The sequence below is a fragment of the Nitrobacter sp. JJSN genome (genome assembly GCF_051912485.1).
GTDB lineage: Bacteria > Pseudomonadota > Alphaproteobacteria > Rhizobiales > Xanthobacteraceae > Nitrobacter.
This window is the reverse complement of record NZ_CP196822.1, coordinates 2,686,025-2,706,193: the sequence shown is the minus strand read 5'-3', so window position 1 is coordinate 2,706,193 and position 20,169 is coordinate 2,686,025. Positions and strand designations below refer to the sequence as shown.

Annotated in this window: 18 protein-coding genes; 6 read left to right on the top strand and 12 right to left on the bottom strand. The window is 57.8% G+C overall.

Translation table 11 applies throughout. The annotated features are described in order from the left end of the window. Positions 1-33: 33 nt before the first annotated feature. Both ACSZOQ_RS13440 and ACSZOQ_RS13435 read right to left on the bottom strand, forming a co-directional pair. Positions 34-3,186, bottom strand: coding sequence for an efflux RND transporter permease subunit (locus ACSZOQ_RS13440; protein ID WP_439922996.1), 3,153 nt, complete (start codon positions 3,184-3,186; stop codon positions 34-36). A gap of 19 nt (positions 3,187-3,205) precedes the next feature. Next, positions 3,206-4,462, bottom strand: coding sequence for an efflux RND transporter periplasmic adaptor subunit (locus ACSZOQ_RS13435; protein ID WP_439922995.1), 1,257 nt, complete (start codon positions 4,460-4,462; stop codon positions 3,206-3,208). A 297-nt stretch (positions 4,463-4,759) separates the two neighbouring features. Here ACSZOQ_RS13435 and ACSZOQ_RS13430 point away from each other — a divergent pair, with 297 nt between their 5' ends. Both ACSZOQ_RS13430 and ACSZOQ_RS13425 read left to right on the top strand, forming a co-directional pair. Beyond that, complete coding sequence (locus tag ACSZOQ_RS13430; RefSeq protein WP_439922994.1) at positions 4,760-5,434, top strand: response regulator transcription factor; 675 nt, start codon at positions 4,760-4,762, stop codon at positions 5,432-5,434. Continuing rightward, the gene (locus tag ACSZOQ_RS13425; RefSeq protein ID WP_439922993.1) at positions 5,435-6,799 is read left to right on the top strand and encodes an ATP-binding protein; all 1,365 of its coding nucleotides are present in this window, start codon (positions 5,435-5,437) and stop codon (positions 6,797-6,799) included. A gap of 112 nt (positions 6,800-6,911) precedes the next feature. Here the strand turns inward: ACSZOQ_RS13425 and ACSZOQ_RS13420 are convergent, their stop codons facing one another. The 7 genes from ACSZOQ_RS13420 to ACSZOQ_RS13390 all read right to left on the bottom strand — a co-directional run bounded on the left by ACSZOQ_RS13420 (position 6,912) and on the right by ACSZOQ_RS13390 (position 13,798). Next, a complete protein-coding gene (locus tag ACSZOQ_RS13420; protein ID WP_439922992.1) occupies positions 6,912-9,002 on the bottom strand; it encodes a xanthine dehydrogenase family protein molybdopterin-binding subunit in 2,091 nt (696 codons plus the stop codon). A gap of 159 nt (positions 9,003-9,161) precedes the next feature. Continuing rightward, on the bottom strand, positions 9,162-10,178 hold the full coding sequence (locus tag ACSZOQ_RS13415) for an FAD binding domain-containing protein (protein ID WP_439922991.1): 1,017 nt from the start codon (positions 10,176-10,178) through the stop codon (positions 9,162-9,164). Then, complete coding sequence (locus ACSZOQ_RS13410) at positions 10,175-10,627, bottom strand: (2Fe-2S)-binding protein (protein ID WP_439926056.1); 453 nt, start codon at positions 10,625-10,627, stop codon at positions 10,175-10,177. Before ACSZOQ_RS13410 ends, ACSZOQ_RS13415 begins: the two co-directional genes overlap by 4 nt. A 266-nt stretch (positions 10,628-10,893) precedes the next feature. After that, positions 10,894-11,316 carry a hypothetical protein gene (locus ACSZOQ_RS13405; protein ID WP_439922990.1) on the bottom strand — a complete coding sequence of 141 codons (423 nt, stop codon included), beginning with the start codon at positions 11,314-11,316 and terminating at the stop codon, positions 10,894-10,896. 23 nt (positions 11,317-11,339) lie between these two features. Then, a complete protein-coding gene (locus ACSZOQ_RS13400; protein ID WP_439922989.1) occupies positions 11,340-11,867 on the bottom strand; it encodes a PilZ domain-containing protein in 528 nt (175 codons plus the stop codon). 390 nt (positions 11,868-12,257) lie between these two features. Further along, the gene (locus ACSZOQ_RS13395; protein ID WP_439922988.1) at positions 12,258-12,470 is read right to left on the bottom strand and encodes a hypothetical protein; all 213 of its coding nucleotides are present in this window, start codon (positions 12,468-12,470) and stop codon (positions 12,258-12,260) included. Between the two features lie 284 nt (positions 12,471-12,754). Next, entirely contained in the window at positions 12,755-13,798 is a 1,044-nt protein-coding gene (locus ACSZOQ_RS13390; protein WP_439922987.1) for a hypothetical protein, read from the bottom strand. Position 13,799: 1 nt separating this feature from the next. On the opposite strand from ACSZOQ_RS13390, the gene ACSZOQ_RS13385 reads away from it, so the two are divergent. After that, on the top strand, positions 13,800-14,546 hold the full coding sequence (locus tag ACSZOQ_RS13385) for a GDSL-type esterase/lipase family protein (protein WP_439922986.1): 747 nt from the start codon (positions 13,800-13,802) through the stop codon (positions 14,544-14,546). Between the two features lie 498 nt (positions 14,547-15,044). Here ACSZOQ_RS13385 and narH read toward each other — a convergent pair whose 3' ends face one another. The 3 genes from narH to ACSZOQ_RS13370 all read right to left on the bottom strand — a co-directional run bounded on the left by narH (position 15,045) and on the right by ACSZOQ_RS13370 (position 17,700). Continuing rightward, positions 15,045-16,586 (bottom strand): nitrate reductase subunit beta, encoded by a 1,542-nt coding sequence (gene narH / locus ACSZOQ_RS13380; protein WP_439922985.1) that lies wholly within the window; start codon positions 16,584-16,586, stop codon positions 15,045-15,047. A 176-nt stretch (positions 16,587-16,762) separates the two neighbouring features. Continuing rightward, positions 16,763-16,900, bottom strand: a complete 138-nt coding sequence (locus ACSZOQ_RS13375; RefSeq protein ID WP_439922984.1) for a hypothetical protein — start codon at positions 16,898-16,900, stop codon at positions 16,763-16,765. Positions 16,901-16,944: 44 nt separating this feature from the next. Beyond that, a complete protein-coding gene (locus ACSZOQ_RS13370; RefSeq protein WP_439922983.1) occupies positions 16,945-17,700 on the bottom strand; it encodes a hypothetical protein in 756 nt (251 codons plus the stop codon). Positions 17,701-18,302: 602 nt separating this feature from the next. Between ACSZOQ_RS13370 and ACSZOQ_RS13365 the strand changes: the two genes are divergently transcribed. The 3 genes from ACSZOQ_RS13365 (at position 18,303) to ACSZOQ_RS13355 (ending at position 20,108) form a co-directional block, all read left to right on the top strand. Beyond that, positions 18,303-18,731, top strand: coding sequence for an RrF2 family transcriptional regulator (locus ACSZOQ_RS13365; protein WP_439926055.1), 429 nt, complete (start codon positions 18,303-18,305; stop codon positions 18,729-18,731). 535 nt (positions 18,732-19,266) lie between these two features. Next, the gene (locus ACSZOQ_RS13360; protein ID WP_439922982.1) at positions 19,267-19,857 is read left to right on the top strand and encodes a tetratricopeptide repeat protein; all 591 of its coding nucleotides are present in this window, start codon (positions 19,267-19,269) and stop codon (positions 19,855-19,857) included. A gap of 2 nt (positions 19,858-19,859) precedes the next feature. Continuing rightward, on the top strand, positions 19,860-20,108 hold the full coding sequence (locus ACSZOQ_RS13355; RefSeq protein WP_439922981.1) for a hypothetical protein: 249 nt from the start codon (positions 19,860-19,862) through the stop codon (positions 20,106-20,108). Positions 20,109-20,169: the final 61 nt, after the last annotated feature.

Sequence of the window (20,169 nt, the reverse complement as noted above, 5' to 3'; positions counted from 1 at the left end):
CCTTTTCTACAATCGTTCACCGGAGCCAATTTTCTATTCTGCCGGTTCAAGTGCCGATTCGGCAGCCTCAGCCACCATTTTTCGACGAGAAAATAGCGAGATCAGCGTTGGCAACACGACGAGGATGACAAGTGGAGCAACCATCATTCCGCCGACCACTACGACCGCCAGCGGCTTCTGCACCTGCGATCCGATTCCGGTGGACATCGCGGCCGGCAACAAGCCGATTCCCGCGATGACGCACGTCATCAGGACCGGCCGCATTTGAGTCTCACCCGCCTGAATGATCGCGTCGATTCGCTGCAGGCCCGACCCGATGAGTTGGTTGTACTGCGACAGGATCAAGATGCCGTTCATCACCGAAATGCCGAACAGCGCGATGAAGCCGATAGCCGCCGAGACGCTGAATGGAATGTGAGTCACAAGCAGCGCAAAGATGCCGCCGATCACGGCCATCGGGATGACGCTCATTGCCAGCAGCATGTCGCGCATGGACGTGAAATTGATCCAGAGCAACAGCCCGATAATGGCGAGGCTCAGCGGTACGACAACTTGCAGCCGCCCAATCGCGTCCTGCAGATTGCGGAATTCTCCGACCCACTGGAGCTGAGTTCCGGCTGGCAATTGCACTTCCTGTGCGATCCGTTGTTGAGCTTCCTTGATGGTGCTGCCCAGATCGCGATCACGAACGCTGAACTTGATTGGCAAGTAGCGTTGTTGCTGCTCACGGTAGATATATGATGGGCCTGTGACGAGCCGGATGCGCGCAACCTCGCTCAACGGGATCTGCGTAACTCCTTTTGGCCCCGATGCGCCGATCGTCAGCTTGCTGATGGCTTCCGCGCTTTGACGATATTGCGGGGCCAGCCGGACGACGATTGGGAAGTGCCGATCACTTCCCGGCTCGTAGACGTTCCCTGCAGATTCACCGCCGACAGCGGTGCGGATGGTCGAATTGATATCGCCGGGCGACAATCCGTAGCGCGCGGCGCGCTCTCGGTCGATATCGATCTGGATGGTTGGCTGACCGAGCGATGTGAATACGCCGAGATCCGTCACCCCCGGCACAGTGGCCAGTACCGCCTTGATCTTGTCGGCCGTATCCGTCAGTTCCTGCAAGTCGTTGCCGAATACCTTGATCGAGTTTTCGCCTTTCACGCCTGACACCTGCTCAGCAACATTGTCCTGCAGGTATTGCGAGAAATTGAATTCAGTTCCTGGAAATTCCGCATTGAGCCGCGCCTGGATTTCGTCCGTCAGTTTTTCCTTGTTTAATCCGGGACGCCACTGGCTGATCGGCTTCAGCGGTGTGAAGAACTCGACATTGAAGAAGCCCGCGGCATCTGTTCCGTCATCCGGGCGACCATGCTGGGTGACAACCGTTTCCACTTCGGGGAAACTGCGGATCACCCTGCGCATGCGGTTAGCGTAGCCATTCCCTTCCTGAAGCGAAATCGTAGCCGGCATGGTGGCCCGCACCCAAAGATTGCCTTCCTCGAGCTTGGGTAGAAATTCCAATCCCAGGAAGCGCATCGCGACGCCCGCTAGAATAAATATTGCCAGCGCCAGCACGATCGTGAGCCTCCGGTTCGCGACAGCGAGCCGCAGAACTGGACTGTAAAAGCGATGGAGCGTCCGCACCAGCCACGTTTCAGTTTCCTGGACATGCTCAGGCAGCAGAAGTGCACTGAGCGCGGGAGTCACGGTGAACGTCGCAATCAATCCTCCCGCAATGGCATATGCATAAGTCTTCGCCATGGGACCGAAGATATGCCCCTCCACGCCGCTCATAGTGAACAGCGGAATAAACCCGGCAATGATGATTCCGGTCGCGAACAGGATCGAGCGATTGACGCTGGTAGCCGCGGTATAAATGGCGAGCAGCTTGCCGCTGAACCCGGATGAGTCGGCATCCGCCTGTGAAGGAGAGGGCGCGTCATGCCCAAGCTGCCGGAATATCCGCTCCACCATGATGACTGTCGCATCGACGATCAGGCCAAAATCGATTGCTCCGACGGACAACAGGTTGGCGGACTCTCCGCGCAGAACCATGATGCCGATGGCGAAAAAGAGCGCGAACGGAATCGTCGCTCCGACTATCAAGGCACTGCGAAGATTGCCGAGAAACAGCCACTGCAATGCAAAAATCAATAGAATGCCGACCAGCATGTTATGCAGAACGGTATGGGTTGTCGTATCGATCAGATCCTGACGGTCGTAGATGCGCTCGATTCGAACGCCCGGTGGCAGGACTCCGGAGGTGTTGATGCGCTCGACCTCCGCTTTCACCCGCTCGATCGTGGGGGTGCTTTGCTGGCCACGGCGCATCAGAACGATGCCCTCGACGATATCGTCGTCGTTGTCCTGCCCCGCGATGCCGAGGCGCGGCTGATGTCCGATGATGACTGTCGCGACGTCACGAACGAGCACCGGGTTGCCGCCGACTTGCGTCAGCATCGTGTTGTTGATGTCGTCGACCGACCGAATAAGGCCAACACCGCGAACGACAGCCGACTGCGTGCCGAGATTAACGATGTTACCGCCGACGTTCAGGTTGCTGCTACGCAACGTCTGCAGCAATTGCGGCAGCGTCAGGCCGTGTGCGATGAGCTTGTCGAGGTCTACCTGCAATTCGAAGGTCTTGGTTTTCCCTCCCCATCCAACGACATCCACAATGCCGGGAACGGCGCGGAAACGGCGCTGCAGAACCCAATCCTGCAGGGTCTTCAGATCCAGCACGCTGTAGCCTGGCGGACCGACCAGCCTGTAGCGATAGATTTCACCGATCGGGCTGACCGGGCTGATGGTGGGCTGGACGCCATCCGGCAAGCCGGAGAGTTGCGCCAGGCGGTTGAGAACCTGCTGGAGCGCCTCGTCGTAGGAATAGACATAAGTAAACTGCAGCTTGACGTCCGACAGGCCGTAAAGAGAAATCGTTCTCATCACCTGGAGGTTCGGCACGCCGGAGAGCTGTGTTTCAATCGGGATCGTGATGTAGCGCTCGATCTCTTCGGCCGAGAGTCCCGCGCTTTGGGTGATGACATCCACCATGGGCGGAACTGGATCGGGATAGGCCTCGATATTCAGAACCTTGAACGCAGCGATCCCGCCGGCCAGCGTCATGATGAACATGACCAGCATCAGAACGCGCTGCCTCAATGCAAACGCGACGACCGGATGGATCATTGCGAATTACCTGTATTCGTCAGGTTTGTTTGGAAGCCGTTATTCGGTCAATGAACAGGCTGCCGCGCGTGACGATCTTCTCACCCGGACGAAGTCCGTCGAGCACCTGGATCATCCGACCGTCTGATTGTCCAGGCGTGATCTGACGCAATTCGACCGATTGGTCGTCACCGACAACCCAAACCCGTGCGTTGCTGCCTTCATAGATCACCGCCTCCAGAGGCGCGGCCGGCGTCGGTGCCCCTTCGCTGGTGACGATCGTGACACTCGCAAACATCTCGGGTTTGAGCAGCCCGTCCGCATTGTCGACGCTGGCCCGGACCAGAAGGCGACGGCTATCCGGATCAATTCCCGGCGCAACGTAGTCAATCCGCGTCTCGAACAAACGGTCTGGCTGGGTCAGCACCTTGAATGTCAGCCGCTCGCCGATTCGCACCTTGGCGACATCGGTCTCGCGCACATAGGCCACGATCCAGACCTTCGACGTATCTCCGATCAAGAACACCGGATCGCTATCGCCTGCGCCGGCACTGACGTACTGTCCCGGGCCGATCTTGCGTTGCAGAACGGTCCCAGCCAGCGGCGCGTAAACCGGAGCATCGGGCGTGAGCGCGCCCATTTTCTCGAAGGCTTCAATTTCCGCATCGGTTTTTCCGACCAGCCGCAACCGGTTGCGCGCCGCCTGAAGGGCGATTTCCGCAGAACGAGAATCGTTCTCCGCAGCGGTGAGATTGGCCTGGGCCTCCTGCCATTCTCTCTGCGACGCTGCCTTGTCCTTGGCCAGGGTCGACATCCTTCGCTCGACTGTCTGCGCGAGGTTGACCTGGGAAATCGTTTTGTTCCGGGTCGTCAAAGCAACAACGAAATCCTTCTGGGCGTCGACGGAGTCCGCCGCCGCGATCACAAAAAGAAGCTGCCCTTTCTGAACGTCATCACCGGGAGCAGCCATCAATTTTGTCACCCGGCCCGCGTAGGGCGGAAAGATCCGGGTAGACCGGTTCTGATCGATTGCGATCTTGCCTTCCGTGCGAAATTCAGAGCGAAATGCGTGTTGCTCGACAGGCTGCACCGTCACGGTGCCCCATTGCGATGCTGTGAGGCGGAGCTTTCCGTCCGGCCGCCTGATTTCACTGTCCAAAGTGGAATTGCGGGTGGCGCTGCCACGATCGACCTTCAGAACGATCGCGGCCGCGGCAATCATGGCCAATGCGGTCATCAGGCCGATGACGGTCCGCGGGATTGTCCACGCTCGCCAGAGTGACACAAGACGAAGCATGACTTGGTATCTCCACTTCCTCGTGCTCTGCCGGACGTCCCAGGGCAGCCCGCTTCGTCAGGAATCGATGATTTTGGCTCAAGATCTTGCCGGCTCTGGCGATTTTGCTGATGAGCACTGATCCCGATGCACGGCATATCTGGTATAGGAGTTGCCTCTTACGACAGCCTTACAGCGACGATTATGACAGCTACCTTACACACAGCTTACAATCGGACTTCCGCGAGATCGGAATGACGCCAGCATCTGCCCGTCTGATCCCAACCAGGGCAACAGGCGGATCAAAGAGGCCATCCCATGAGAATCCTGATTGTGGAGGATAGCGAAGAACTGGCTGACCTTCTGGCGAAGGGGTTGCAGGCGGCTGGCTATGAGATCGATCTTCTGGCCAGCGTGTCGGACGCATTTAGCGCGCTTGGAACGACCCGTTATGCCGCGTTAATTCTGGATCTGGGTTTGCCTGATGGCGACGGGCTTTCGATCCTTCGCGAACTGCGGCATCGCAAAGACCCCATTCCAGTGCTCGTCCTCACTGCACGCGGCGGGGTGGAGGATCGCGTTAACGGCCTCCGGAGCGGAGCAGACGACTATCTTGTCAAGCCTTTCGCCTTTGACGAACTGGTGGCGCGGCTCGAGGCGCTCCTCAGGCGCCCGGGACAGTTGCTTGGCAGTTCATTACGGCTTTCGAACGTGACGTTCGACACTGAAGGCCGACAGGCGTTTGTCGACATGAAGCCGCAAAATCTCTCTGCTCGAGAAATTGCGGTACTCGAATTGCTGTTGCGCCGGAAGGGTAGCGTCGTCTCCAAAAAACTTCTCGAAGACCAGATCTTCGGCCTCACCGGAGATGTCGCTTCCAATGCCGTCGAGGTCTATGTGCATCGCCTGCGCAAGCAGCTTCTCGATATCGGCGCAAAGGTCAGGATCACCACCATTCGGGGAGTTGGTTATGTGATGATGGAGAGCGACTAGGTGCCGCTTCGAAAATCCATGCTGTCGCGCATCGTCGCTCTTCATGTCGTCGTGGTGATTGTTGCGGCGGTTCTCCTGCGGTTCGTGCTGCACTGGTCGCTGGCGTCGGACGTCGCAAAACTTCAGCTGAGCACGATGGCGGCTCAGATCGAGAATTTTGTCAGCCACCTGGCGCCGTCGTCGACGGGTGGATGGTCTCTGCGCCTTCCTGATGGCGTCCGCGATCAGTATTCTGATACTTACGGTCGATACGCGTATGCGATCATTGACGACAAGGGTACAGTAATTTTCTCATCGCGCGCGAATAAGCAACCGCTCTTTGCCATCGATCCGAACGCGACCGGGATCGTGCCACACAAAGAGCGAACCCCGGGCGGAGCAACGACGATTGCCGGAGCTAGCGCCCGCAAGGAAATTGACGGCCATCCCGTCTGGATACAAGTCACGGAGAAATTGTCACATCGCGACGTGATCGTCGACGATGTTCTCGCCAACTTCCTGCAGCAGGTCGTCTGGATCATTGTTCCCGTTCTGCTGCTCCTGCTCGGTGCAGACATCATCATTTTCCGTTTGGCGATCAAGCCGCTGTTCAAGGCCTCAGACCGCGCGAAGCATATCAGCCCGACGCGTCTTGATGTCCGCTTGCCGACCGACGACATGCCTCTCGAGATTTTGCCTCTCGTGGAAGCCGTCAATCAGGCCCTCGATCGACTGGAACTCGGTTTCCGCAGCCAGCGTGAGTTTGCCGCCGATGCCGCGCATGAACTACGAACGCCACTTGCCATTCTCCGCACGCGAATCGAGACTCTCCCGCATAGCGATGCGAGCCGTGCCTTGGGGCGCGACGTCGAGAATATGAGCAGGGTCGTAAGTCAGTTGCTCGATGCGACGGAGCTTGAGACAGCCGTTATCGATCCCGAGAGTATCGCAGATCTTCACGAGGTTTGTGTTGAGGTTGCGGAGTTCATCGCGCCACTGGCATTGAAGCGAGGCAAAAGCATCGAATTGACGTGCGTCGATGAGCCTGTACTCATCAAGGGAAACGCGGAGATGATCCGGCGCGCGACACGAAACCTCGTCGAAAATGCTCTTCATCACACGCCCGAGGGTACCGCCATTGAAATCATCGTTGACCCGGGCGGATCCATCAGTGTCATCGACAATGGCGACGGTGTGCCGCTCACGGATCGTGAATTGATTTTCCAGCGGTTCTGGCGCCGATCGTCGCGTGCGGGTGGAGGTGCAGGTTTGGGATTGCCCATCGTCAAGAAGATCGTGGAAGCCCATTTTGGGAGCATCGCTGTCGAGGATGGTCCCGGTCACGGCGCCAAATTCATCATGCGTTTTTCTCGCGCCATCGGGTGAGATTTGCCGCGCCAACCAGCCATCCCGGATTATCCGCTGGGCAATACCTGACTTGGTGCGCGAAGCGAAGCCGATGTCGATCGGGATCTCGGTCGTTATTGGCGATCCTGCTTCAGGTACTACGATTCAGCTTGTCGATTGTGATCGGAAGATCTCGTACCCGCACGCCTGTCGCGTGATAGACGGCGTTGGCGATTGCGGCCGCAACGCCGACGATGCCGATTTCTCCCAATCCTTTGATCCCCATCGGATTGACGATGTCGTCCTGTTCGTCGACGAAGATCACCTCGATGTCATGAACGTCGGCATTCACCGGCACGTGATACTCCGCGATGTTGGCGTTCATGATCCGGCCGAAGCGGTCATCGATCAGCGTCTCTTCGTGCAGCGCCATGCCGATGCCCCAGACCACGCCGCCCATTATCTGGCTGCGTGCGGTCTTGGGGTTGAGGATTCGTCCAGCCGCCACCGCGCTAACGATGCGAGTGACGCGGATCACACCAGAGCGCATCACCTCGGCCATCGAAACAGCATTGCCGCCGTTCGCCTTGGCCGCGATCTGGCCGTTGGCGAGCACGACGCCGCTGGTATTGAGGCCTGCGAGCGGCGAGTCGGGCATTTGTTGCGCCAGCTTCAAGAGTTCGCTGCGGATCGCGTCGCTGGTGGTGACGATGCCGTTGGACACCGAGGCCGCAATCCATGAGCCGCCTTCGACCGGGGATTGTGGGAGCGTCGAATCACCCAGCTTGATGGAGATGTCGTCAATCGGCAGGCCGAGCATATCGGCTGCGACCTGCGCCATGATGGTGTATGTGCCGGTGCCGATATCGGAGGTCGCGCAGGAGACCTCGGCATGACCGTTTGCAGTGAGGACGATGCGGACGGTGATCGGCACCTGCAAAGCTTCCCAGACGCCGGTCGCCATGCCCCAGCCGATCAACTCGCTGCCGTCGCGCATCGCGCGAGGCGTCGGATCGCGTTGGCTCCAGCCAAAGGCATCCGCGCCCTGGCGATAGCACGCGCGCAGATTCTTGCTGCTGAAAGGCACGTCGCTGATCTGATCGCGATCGGAGTAGCATCGCAGCCGCAGTTCAAGCGGGTCGATCCTGAGAGAGACCGCCAGTTCATCCATCGCCGCCTCGAGCGCATACACGCCCGTTGCCGCACTGGGCGCGCGCATATCGCAACTTGTTGGAAGGTCAAGCCGAACGAGCCCATGGCGGTAACGCGCTGTGTTGCTCCTGTAGAGCAGGGCGGACCATGTGGTCTCATTGCGATGGAAGTCCTCGTATTGTGAGGTTGAGGTCATGGCATCGTGGCCGATCGCGTTCAGGGTGCCGGCTGTCGTAGCGCCAAGCTGGATGCGCTGGATCATCGCCGGCCGATAGCCGACGGCGTACATTTGCTGACGTGTCAACACCACGCGTACGGAGCGCTTGATCGCGCGCGCTCCAAGTACGGCCAGTGCAGCCTGATACTGAGGCCTCAGACCGGAGCCGAACGCGCCGCCGACAAAGGGAGAGACGACGCGAATAACGTCAACCTCGCATTCAAATACGCTGCACAGGTAATGCTGGACGTTCTGGACCCCTTGCGTCTTGTCATGGACCGTCAGCCGCCCGTCCTGCCAGATAGCGGTGGATGCGAACAGCTCCATCGGGTTGTGGTGTTCGATCGGAGTGGAGTAGTCGGCCTCGTGCCGGAATTCGGAACCAGCGAACGCAGCGGCGGCGTCGCCGCGCGGCTTGGCGGGAGCCTTGAGAGTAACGGCATTGTCGCGCTGCCGCTTGAAGTCGGTGACGTGCGCCTCTTCCTCATAAGCAACGCTCACGAGGGAGGCCGCATAGGTAGCGGTCTCGATGTCTTCCGCAAGCACCAGCGCGATCGGCTGGCCGTTGAACTTGATGCGATCGTCATAGAGCGGGCGGAACGGCGAACCATCAGGCGCGACATCGTCCTCGTAAGCCTTGTCGTTATCCGCCATGCGCGGGCGATTTTGGTGCGTGACCACAGCGATGACACCGGCCACCTCGGTCGCCTTGCCGATATCGAGGCGCGAGATGCGGCCCCTGGCGACGGACGACGTCACCACGCTGGCATAAGCAAGATTGGGTGCGTCGAACTCTGCAGCGTATCGCGCGGCGCCGGTGACCTTGTCGCGGCCATCGATGCGGGATGCGGCCGTCCCGATATAATTTGTCATGGGTTTGCTCGACTGACTGATCTCTGCTGCGGTTGCACACGATCCCGGCTCACTTCCTCCGAAGGCGCTGATCACAGCTATGCCCTGCAGCACGCTGCGACGACTGATGATGCCGCCTTCGCGAGAAACGCTCGGTTTGCGTCTGCGCGCCATGGCTGTTCAAGCGACCCTCTTGTCCGACTGCGATTGGGGCGTGCCGTGCGCCGCCTGCATCAACGCTCGGACAACGGTGCGACGCGCGAGGTCGATCTTGAAGTCGTTGTGACCAAAACCCTTGGCTTTGCGCAGAATGATGTCGGCGGCTTCGGCGAAAGCATGCCGATCAAGCGACTGCCCGGAAAGTGCCGCTTCAGCGGCCGGATCGCGCCATGGCTTGTGGGCAACACCGCCGAGAGCGAGCCGGGCTTCGCGGATCCTGTCGCCGTCGATCTCGAGCGCCGCGGCGACGGACACCAGCGCGAATGCGTAGGATAGCCGATCGCGGATCTTCAAATAGGTGTAGTTCGTGCGGAATCCACGGGGCGGGAGTTCGACCGCCGTGACGATTTCATCCGGGCCAAGGTTGGTATCGCGCTCAGGCGTATCTTCGGGCAGGCGATGGAAATTGGTTATGGCGATTATGCGCTCGCCATTCGGACCCATAACATGGACCATCGCGTCCAGCGCCGCCAGCGCCACGCACATGTCGGATGGATGCGTAGCGATGCAGGCATCACTGGTCCCGAGAATGGCATTGATGCGATTGATGCCGCCCATCGCCGAACACCCTGTGCCGGGCTCACGCTTGTTGCATGGCGTGGCAACGTCGTAGAAATAAAGGCAGCGTGTCCGTTGCAATAGGTTGCCGCCGGTCGAAGCCATGTTGCGCAACTGGGTCGAAGCGCCGGCGAGGATCGCGCTCGACAGCAGAGGATAGCGATCTTTGACGACGGGGTGCCAGGCGAGGTCCGAGTTCGGGACCAATGCGCCGATGCGAAGGCCTCCGTTCGCCGTTTCTTCAATGTCTTTGAGCGGCAACCGTGAAATATCGACCAGGCGTTCCGGGCGTTCAACGTCATACTTCATCAGGTCGACCAGATTGGTGCCACCGGCGATGAACTTCGCCGAGCCCCCACCGACGATCTGCTCGAGCGCATCGGCAATATCGCCAGCGCTGTGATACTGGAAGCGGTTCATGTCGCTTTCATCGCCTCCTGGATGGCCGCGACGATATTGGGATAGGCGCCGCAGCGGCAGATATTGCCGCTCATGGTTTCACGAATCTCGTCTGGCGTTCTGGCTCTGCCGTCGTTAATGAGACCGACCGCCGAACAAATCTGGCCTGACGTGCAATAGCCGCATTGGAAGGCATCGTGGTCGATGAAGGCCTGCTGCACCGGGTGAAGCGCGCCGTCGCGGGTAATGCCCTCGATCGTGGTTATCTCGGCGCCGTTCCGCGTGACCGCGAGCGTTAGACAGGAATTGACGGGCCGCCCGTTCAGCAGCACCGTGCAGGCGCCGCACTGGCCGTGATCGCAGCCCTTTTTAGTGCCTGTGAGGTGAAGACGCTCGCGCAGCAGATCAAGCAGGGTCGTCCAGGGTTCGATCTCGAGGGCGGTCGTGGTGCCGTTGACCTTCAGGGTAATGGATACCCTGCTCGCAGAGGGGGTCGTCGCGGCCGCAGGATCTGTGCCATGCCTGTTTCTCCGCGTTTCGATCACGATCAACTCGGCGTCGTCGAATGGGTTCCCTGATCGCTCGCAGTCTCTGTGCCGAGACTGCGAAGCCGATCTCGGGGCACGCGACCCTGCGCCGGCGTGGCCCGAAGACAAGGTTGGCAAGCCGGTGAGATCGAAGAAGGTCGATTGGAAGCGAATTGCGGCGCCTGATCCTCCCTAGGCTCGGCTGAGGGTCACGGTGCAATATTCCACTCATAGTCATAGTTCGTCTTCACAGACTCCCGACCATCGTACTCATCGATGCGATAAAGTGCCCTGGATGGCAATTCAGCGATGTGCAGGTCTGCGCACATCCCATTTGCGACGCTGCCAAGCTCTTCTACGACCCGCACCAACGCCGGATCGGTACGATCAATGCCGTTCGCATTGAAATAGTTATCATCCGATGGGTCTTCGGATGTGTAGTAATAGATTGAGAAGGCCTCTTCTGGCGACGTAACGCGAGTCTTTGCATCACGAAGCTGGATGATTCCGTTCTCATCCCGTTTGTCTGTGAAGGCGAATAGCTTCACGCCCTTGATTTCGGCGTATCGCATGACGCCACGATAGCTGAGGCCAAATCCACCAAGGCAGTCGTTGTAGACAATCTTAGTCATATTCAACCTTTCAGGACGGAAGACTAGTCGAACTCGACTCCAATCCGCGTTTCCTTGCGCCAGACCAGGTGGCACTTACGGGTCTGGCCGCCCTTGATTTGAAGGGTGAATTGATCTGGAATTCCTACCGGGGTGGCGACGTCGAGCGTCGCGCCTTTTTCGGAAAGGTTCCGGACCGTGCAGTCGATTGCGCCGCCACGGAACTCGATTGAGGCACCCTTGAAAGTCCGGTTTCGAACCGCTTTTCGTCGCTCCAGCAAGAATATCTCCCGCAACAGAAGGTCCGACAGGCAACGGAATTCACAGACGATTAAGCGATCAGAAAAAAGGCTGGAATTGGACGAGCGGCGGGCAACGAGGGCCCATTGGTGGCGCAAGGAAATGGAATCGCGCGAATGCTCAAGAAGCTCGCGGCGGCTAGCGGATGGGAAGCCGCTTGGATTTCTTAGGCCCAGAAAGCTCGACGACGTTGCGCCGTCGGCGGCGCTATGGGCTACGGCTCCGACGTGCCCACCATCAATCCTTTTGGAGGGCGTCGTATGCGTGAGCAAAGAATACAGCGGCGCTGACGAATAGCAGCGCGGCGATTGTGGCTTCCATCATGACGCTTCCCCTTATGTTTTTGGGGACGGTAGCCTACTCAATGTTTCAACTGGATTTCGTCGGCCAGGCAAAGTGGTTTCATTGCTACCAGTTTGCTACCGGCGTTCTTTCCCATGTCCCCGAATAAGAACGGGCCGCCAAATAGGGCGGCCCTGCCGGTTTTGGGAATCGAATTGATTGGAGAAAGAATGTAGCGCCGGTCACCCATATGTCTGCGGCAGGTCGAAAAGGTTCATGCCGGGTAAACAAAAAGGAGCGGCCGATGCTGGATGGTCAATCCGGCTGCAAACCTCTGAATCCGCGAAGCCAGAGGCGTCGGATGGCTTCGGAGGGTTCAACTAAGCCCGTCCGGGCCTGCGCTTCATCTCGGTCTCGATTTCACCGATGGCTTGGCGCAATGCGAAAAGCGCCCGCTCATCGACCTCGAATGCGATGGCGCCAAGTTCGATCGTCGTCAACTCAATGGCGTAGCGACCATCAGGTCGGATCAACGGACGCGAAGCCATCACGGTGACAACGCTCAGTTTGTCGGGGCTATTCATTACGTCCATTGGAGGCTTTCGGATGAGATGGCGGGGAGGGCGATCAATCGAACGGATCATGCCCTTTTCTTGGGCGGGGAGTCGAGAGGGAGGTAGAGGCGGCGGACGTGGCCCTGCACCAGCATCGAGCCCGTCAACGCCCTCACGCATGGCGATGAAGCTCGAGGCGATGCTCAGGTTACGATCGGCGGCGCGCCAGAAGAAATTATCAAACACTCAAGGCTAACCGCGCCGTTTGCAAAAGCGGCTCGCCTCGCTTAAGGCCAACTACTCGGTCACTTGAGTCATGATGATTAGGATGTGGCGGGCCGCCTTGAGGAATAGGTGAGAAGATCGTAACCTCGCTCCACGACGATATCGGCTATTTCCACGAAACCTGAATTATCTTCATCCGTCTTGGCGCTATGAAATGTGATGTCGCTCTCCTTGATAGAGCTGTCGACGAGTGAAAATTTCAGGAGTCCTCCGTTGTCGCGCAGAGGCTTGCAGATCGGTACAAGCCTGGCTTCGAAACGGGTCGGGTGATACGGCCGAAGGCGAAGATTCTTGTAAAATTTTCGGTCGCCATTGATCTCAAGAACGCCTTTGCACGCGGCAGAATTGAGCATGAGGCCGCTCACACCTGTGATACCTCCCACGGTTAACTGATAAGCCTTCCCTCGCTCCAGACGGACTCCCTTAAAGTCAAGTAGAGAACTCAAATAGTTCGCCTGAGCGGCAGAAAGCAGTCCTTGCAGATTAAGGACGTCAAATCGACTTACCGGAAATGTTCTGCTCACAGCCTTCATTGGCGTATGTCGTATCTCGTCGATAATCTGCGCGAGGCTATCGGCAATCGCTTCCGAGAGTTCTGGCCCAGGGCGGCTAGGGTCCCTATAGAGCTCGCCTGGTGTGCGACCGGTGCGCTCGACAAGACGCGCAATACACCCGCGAACATCCAGATAAAACCACTCGTTTCGTTCAATCAATGAAATGCAATTGGATATGAGCAACTCCGAATGGTTGGCAGGATGTACCGGAATGCATACGAAAATTGGCTCGCAACCGGCTCTTTTTGCGCTGTGACAAACCCACTCAATCCACTTTGAGATGTCATACAAACCGATTGCGCCTCCAGACAAAAGCGAGAAATCGATCACGCACATGTCAATGATGCAAAACTCGGATCCCCCAAAGAATGACTCTTTTGCGAAATATGGGCCTAGCAGCGAAGGACTGGCGCCAATTCGTCCCATTGCCGTCACTTCAATGGGCTGATGCTTCTCCAGGAACTTATTGAAGAAGCCATCCTTGAGGATGCTGTTGGATTGCCCCAAGAGCGCGACTTTGGTCGACATTATGGACCTTTCCAAAGAGCCCTTCCTAATGCGTCACGTTCGAATTTCCTGCGTCGCATTGTCAATCCTTGAAGCGACGACGCTGCCATCCGGCGCGGCCTCACTGACTTGCGACCAAGTCGATAAACAGATCGCATCGACGCCTGTCATTCCTGACTCCGCCAATGCGCTTCGCCGACATCTGAACAATATTGCGAACCTTCCGCAGAAGGCTGACGTGGTGCTCATCGGTGATTCCCTTATCCAGGCGTGGCCGGTAGATTTGTCTGCTTCCCTGGCCAATGGAACGCCTGTGGTCAATTTGGGAGTCGGTCGAGATCGCATTCAAAATACACTGTGGTTGTTAACCTCATCGGCGCACCAGCTGAAACAAATCCAGCCTAAAGTCGTGATACTGCTGGTCGGCACGAACAACGTATATTTGGATAAACCCTGCGGCATTGAGATGGCTTTTGGGCATCTTTTTGAACAAATCAGCCGCTTGTGGCCCAAGTCTCGACTTGTTCAAATTCTCATCCTTCCACGCGGCCAGAATATGCAGGGAGCCGCTGAAATAATTTCGGAAGTGAACGCATCACTTCTTTCGAGGCAGAAGGAAGTCCCTAATTACCGTGCCGTAGATGCGGCAACAATCGCCTGCCAAAGTGGCGTGCCTTGCGCAAATTATCGCGAAGATCTGCTCCACCTTACGAAGAGTGGATATGAGAAGTTGACACACCTGGTAAAAGAGAAACTTTTGTCGCGATAATTTAGAAGCCGCTGCACGCTGCTCGCGCCGGCCATTGATCAGGTCTATTTTGTTCGGAATTTTGTCGCAAAGAAAGGCCCGCCAAAGGGAACAGCGGGCCAAGTCGGGAACTAAGGTGGACGGCACCCGGCCAAAGGCCCGTCCGGGTAATTAATGTGGGAGAGAGGAAGGGGTTCCGCGATTCCGGTTTGATCACCGTCATTTGACGGAACCTTTGGCAGCGGTATTGACGCGCCAACATCATCACGAGAATTTCAGTTGTTAAGATCAGCGCCCGCCGACGGATATATTCCGGCCAGTGAAGCTCTGCGTTTTGTCATGAGGTAATGGCTGCAGGTAATGGCTGCGAGGGGCCGGTAGGCCAACAGATCGCGACCTGCGCGGCGCCCAAAGCGACTCACGGCACCGACTACGCCTTCGCGAGCCGGGCGGCTGCGCGAGACTCGGTTGGCCATCCGAAAACCAACCGCTGTCTCGCGCCCCGTCGTTCGAAGAGGGCTACGGTCCTCTCGCCGGATCGGTGTGGAAGCCGACGCCGACTGCGCCTCTGCGAATAGGATAGTTGTGCGAGACCGGATCGAGCTGCGGGAACAGCGCATCAACCGCTGTCTCACGCTCCATCGGCGGAACCACAAAGCGCTCCTCGAAGGTCGGCATCGACGTCAGCCGCCAGATCGCCTCGACCTCGGCCGCGGTGGTCTTGCCTTCGGCCAGCGCTCGCTGCACCTCCTCCTGCGGGATATCCTTGACCTTCTTCGAGCGCATGTACACGCGAACCGCGACCAGTTTCTTGTAGACGTCGCGGATGATGTTTTCATTGCCGCCCGACAACAGGCTCGCCATATAGCGAAGTGATACGCGCGACCGCTCGAGCGAACTCATCAGCGGTCCCAACCGCGCTTCCGAAGCAATGTTGTCGTACACACCGTTCTCTACCTTGGCGAGAACCGGCCCCAGCGGCGGCACGTAGAACAGCATCGGCAGCGTGCGGAACTCCGGATGCAGCGGCAGCGCGATGCCCCACTTCTTGACGAACTGGTAGACCGGCGACTGTTGGGCCGCAGCGATCTTCGCACTGGGAATCCCGTTGGCTCTGGCGGCCGCGATGATCTCCGGATCGAAGGGATCCTTGATGATGTTCCGCTGCGCCATCACCAGCTGGTCTTGCGACGCCTTGGCGGTCTCCTCGATCGCATCAGCGTCGTAAAGCACCAGACCGATATACCGGATACGTCCCACGCAGGAGTGGAAGCATGCCGGGGGCTGGCCGCTCTCAAGACGCGGATAGCACAGGATGCACTTCTCGGCCTTGCCGGTCGACCAGTTGAAGTAGGTCTTCTTGTACGGGCAACCGGAGACGCACATGCGCCATGCACGGCAGCGCTCCTGGCTCACCAGCACGACGCCGTCCTCGCCGCGCTTGTACAGCGCGCCTTGCGGACACGCCGCGACGCAGCCCGGATTGAGACAGTGATTGCAGATGCGCGGCAGATAGAAAAACACCGTGCTGTTGATCTCGTTGATCTGACGCATTTCCTCGTCGGAGGCGCCGTCGAAGTTCGGATCGTTGTTCGCGTAGACCTGCGAACCGCCGAGGTCGTCGTCCCAGTTCGGACCCGCCTCAATGGTGTCCATGTACTTGCCGGTGACCATCGAGATGGCGCGTGCCGTCGGCTGCTCATCGGCCAAAGGTGCGTTGATCAGGTTCTGGTAGTCGTAGGTCCATGGCTCGAAATAGTCGTCGAGCGTCGGCAGATAGGGGTTATAGAAGATGTTGGTGAGCGTGCCCCACTTGCCCTGCAGCCGCAGCCGCAGGTTCTTCTGCCTCTGGCCGTCGACCACCCAGCCGCCGCGGTATTTGGTCTGGTCTTCCCAACGTGTCGGGTATCCCGTACCCGGCTTGGTCTCCACGTTGTTCCAGTACATGTACTCTGTGCCCTTGCGATCGGTCCAGATATTCTTGCACGCGATGCTGCAGGTGTGACAGCCGATGCACTTATCCAAGTGAAACACCATCGAAACTTGAGCTCGGATATCCATGTGTCGTGCTCCTTCCCGTCCTATTCGTTCCTATCGCTTCGTTCTTTCTTTGGTTTCTTTCTTTATGTTCTTGGCTTCTATCTTTTGTGGGTTCGTTCTTGTGGCGGTGCTTATGCGTTGCCGGTCCTGCTGCTGAACACAGTCGGTTCCGGGTTCAGCTGAAGCCGGAACGTCATCTACACGCGATCCGTAGCGATATGGGCCACGGCCTTGCTGGCTATCGTGCGAGCAACGCCTGCGTTGCCGATGCTGTGCCTTGTCACGCTCGGCGCGAACACCTTCTGGTGCAGCGTCACCACAAAGCCTGCGTCCACCTTTCAATCGGCTCAATCGGCCTCTTAACGCCGACTAAGCAGCTCTACGCAGCAGACTTGACCTTGGCCTTCTCCTCCGGCCTCTGATCTGCGGACTTCTTTGACAACGTCGCCATGGGCATGCCGCTCTGGAAGTCTGCATCGATATCTGCAGGCAGCGCGGCCTCAAGATGCTGCTTGTGTGCGGTCAAACGCTGGAATGACTGCGCCAACGCGCCCTGGAGTCTGATGGCCGTGCCGCGGAGAGTGTCCCACAACATTACCGTGCTTTCGCTCGGTACCAGGATCGACGCTATTCCCGATCTGGCCGAAGCCCGATCCAAGACGAGGCGCGAATCGTGGACAGCAGGTCTAGCGCCAACGTGCTCGTGCTCATCGTGCGGTGCCGCCACCGGTAATTGCAGTACCTTAGCAATTTGGCCCGGCACCAGCCGGTTGATCTTCAGAACTTGCCCATCCGGGAATTCCAACGCATCGTGCTGAACGTACGGATCGTTCGTATCGACCTGTCGAAAGCTTGCGACCTTGTGATCTACATGGGCCTTTCCGAAAATTCTCGTGCCAAAAAGGCTAAAATGGAAGGTGCGATCGTATTGGACATCATCGTCGAAGGCGAGTTCTGTTCCGGGTAACAGGCAGACTGCCATCTCGGGTGGACTGTCGTGAATGACGAGCTTGGAGCCAAGTTCGCCCACGGCGGCAAAGCCACGCGCTTTTGACCTTGCAAGTTCCATCGTAACCAGTTTATCGGCGACCTTGGCAGGCCGCGAGGAGACGTGATGCAGGCTATAGTCGCACATGAAAGGCTCCTCAAAGTCGGACTGTGCATTTTGGGCCCAACATCACCATTTGTACTTCGTTCCGCCAAATCCTCTGGATCCCGATCACATTTCCGGCATGAGCAAAATCATTGCAGAATTGCAGAAACGATGGTTCGAAATTCAAACTGGAACCAGCGTAGAGATCCCTCGGATGGCGGCTTTCCGAATTAGGACAAGTCACCTGACATGAACTGGCGCGGTGACTCTGGGGAGGACTTTACTCGAGGATTCGGGCGGGTGTGACTTAGCCGGCCAAGTTGGTGAAGCAGCTTGCATTGTGGAGGTGCGGCTCGCATCCGAAGTTCCGCGACGGGTAGGGATCTATCCGAGCTGTCTCCAAGCGCGTCCTTCTCGGAACAGAAGGTTGGATCCAACCCAGTCCTTTCACTCGTACGGCTGCTTCCCGAGAATAGCCCGGCAGCTCTCGCATAAAGGCCCGTTGCGATAACGGCACGCTGCCGAACAGCGGCCCGGACACGAAGGCTTGCTGTGTACGGACTTGCTAAAGGCACCAGACAAGTTCATCTTTTCGGGTATCTTCATAATTTTTGGTCATGCGATTTGCCGGCGGCGGAACACCGATGCGATTGACAAGCTTTTTCGACTACACACTTCGCCTGCTGATGTATGCGGCTACCCACAGTGATCGGTTGATTACTATTGAAGAGACTGCGGGTGTTTACGGCATCTCGCGTACTCATCTCATGAAAGTCGCAAATCAGCTCACGCGCGCTGGCTATCTCAAAGCCGTGCGCGGGAGGTCGGGCGGGCTTACGCTTGCCAAGCGGCCGAACAAGATCAAGCTCGGCGACGTTTTGTGCGCGACCGAGCCGGATTTCGCGCTTGTGGAATGCTTTTCAGCGAACAACCGTTGTCCGATTTCGCCGCGCTGTCGCCTGCGAGCGCCGTTGAAGGAAGCACTGGCCGCATTCACCGGGACACTCGATCGCTATACGCTCGCCGATCTTGTCCTTAACCCGAAAGACTTCGGGATTCCGCCGGTCGCATGAATCTGTCCGTGATCCGGCGTTGCCGTAGGATATCGACAAACAGCAGCAGCATGACGGTTTTGGTTCGCCGCGTGGTTGAGCTGCGGTGCAGAACGACTTTTCAGGTTTGAAATCATATCGAACGTCATGCGGATTGCCGCGCGTCGTTGCCTTCGTCTGATGCGGCTACGCAAGAACGCTTTCGGCTGAGGCGTTAGAGGCGTACGGTCCAGTGCCGTCCGCGATGCGCATCCATCGATCGATGTCATCGCGTGATTGCTTCAGCGCCGTGCTTTCTTACCCAAGCAGCCCCAAAAGCCCATAGCACCGATATCACCACAGTCATGCTGGGGCTCAGAATCTGCTGCCGGCACGTCACGACGGTACATGAATTTTTGTGTTTTGCAGATTTTGAGTCTGTACAAACATACATTTGCAGTACATGTTTACCCGCGTCGCATAAGAGCTCAGAAATTTGATCTATCCGTGGCGTCGGGGCATGAGGAAAGCATTTATTAATCAAAAGCCTTCCAGAGGCTGGTTGAGGTTGTGCATCGTGTCCTCCGTCGCTGGAGTTGCGGTCGGTATAGCCGTCGCTCTTTGGTTCACGCATTTGCCGCCCCTCACGACCCACCATGTCACCGTGTCGCTGAATAGCGCAGCTACTATGCCGCCGGTGCCGCTCGAAGGCCTGTCCGATTTGCCGAAGCTCATGGCTGCGAAGGATCCGAGCCAATCCTGGGCGATCGCGGGTGGCGCATTGCTGCAGGTCGGTCTTGCCCGGTTCAGTATTCCGATGCTTGAGCGGGCGATTCAGCATGATCAGGACAACAACGTGCTTCATGTTGCATTGGGGGAGGCGCTCGCGCTGTCGGATGGCGGTCTGATATCGGATCGCGCCAAGGCCGAATTCGAGTTCGCACTCCGCAGCGATCCCAACGATCTTATTGCGCGATTCTATATGGGGCTTTGGTTGCTGCAGAACGGCAAGGCAAAGCCGGCATTGGTCAAGTGGGTGGGCCTGATGCGGACGGTGGGAAGCGATCAGATGTGGAACGACCGGCTATGGATGGTGATGCCGGCTGCTGCGCAGGAGGTCGGCATCACCCAACTTACGCTGCAAGCTCTCTGTACCTCCGGGATGTAGTCGTGCTGCAGGTGATGAGACTTCATCGTTCAATTTCGGCGCAAGATATTTGGGAAAACCCCAGCGCTATTGCTGTTTTATTAGGTTTTCCATCAGCGATTTTGAAAAAGATATATTTTATATATTGCTTTATGGCTCAGAAGATGGCACGAACCGGTTGTTGTCAGTTTAAGGGGTTGGGTTTGCGCATCATGATCGTCAGGGCTGTCCAGCACCATCGGCGTCAGCACAACTGGATGCCTGACGGATAAGCAGGCCGCCGCTTCCGATCGCCGCTGATAGCGGTTTATCAAAAAACATCAATGTGAAATG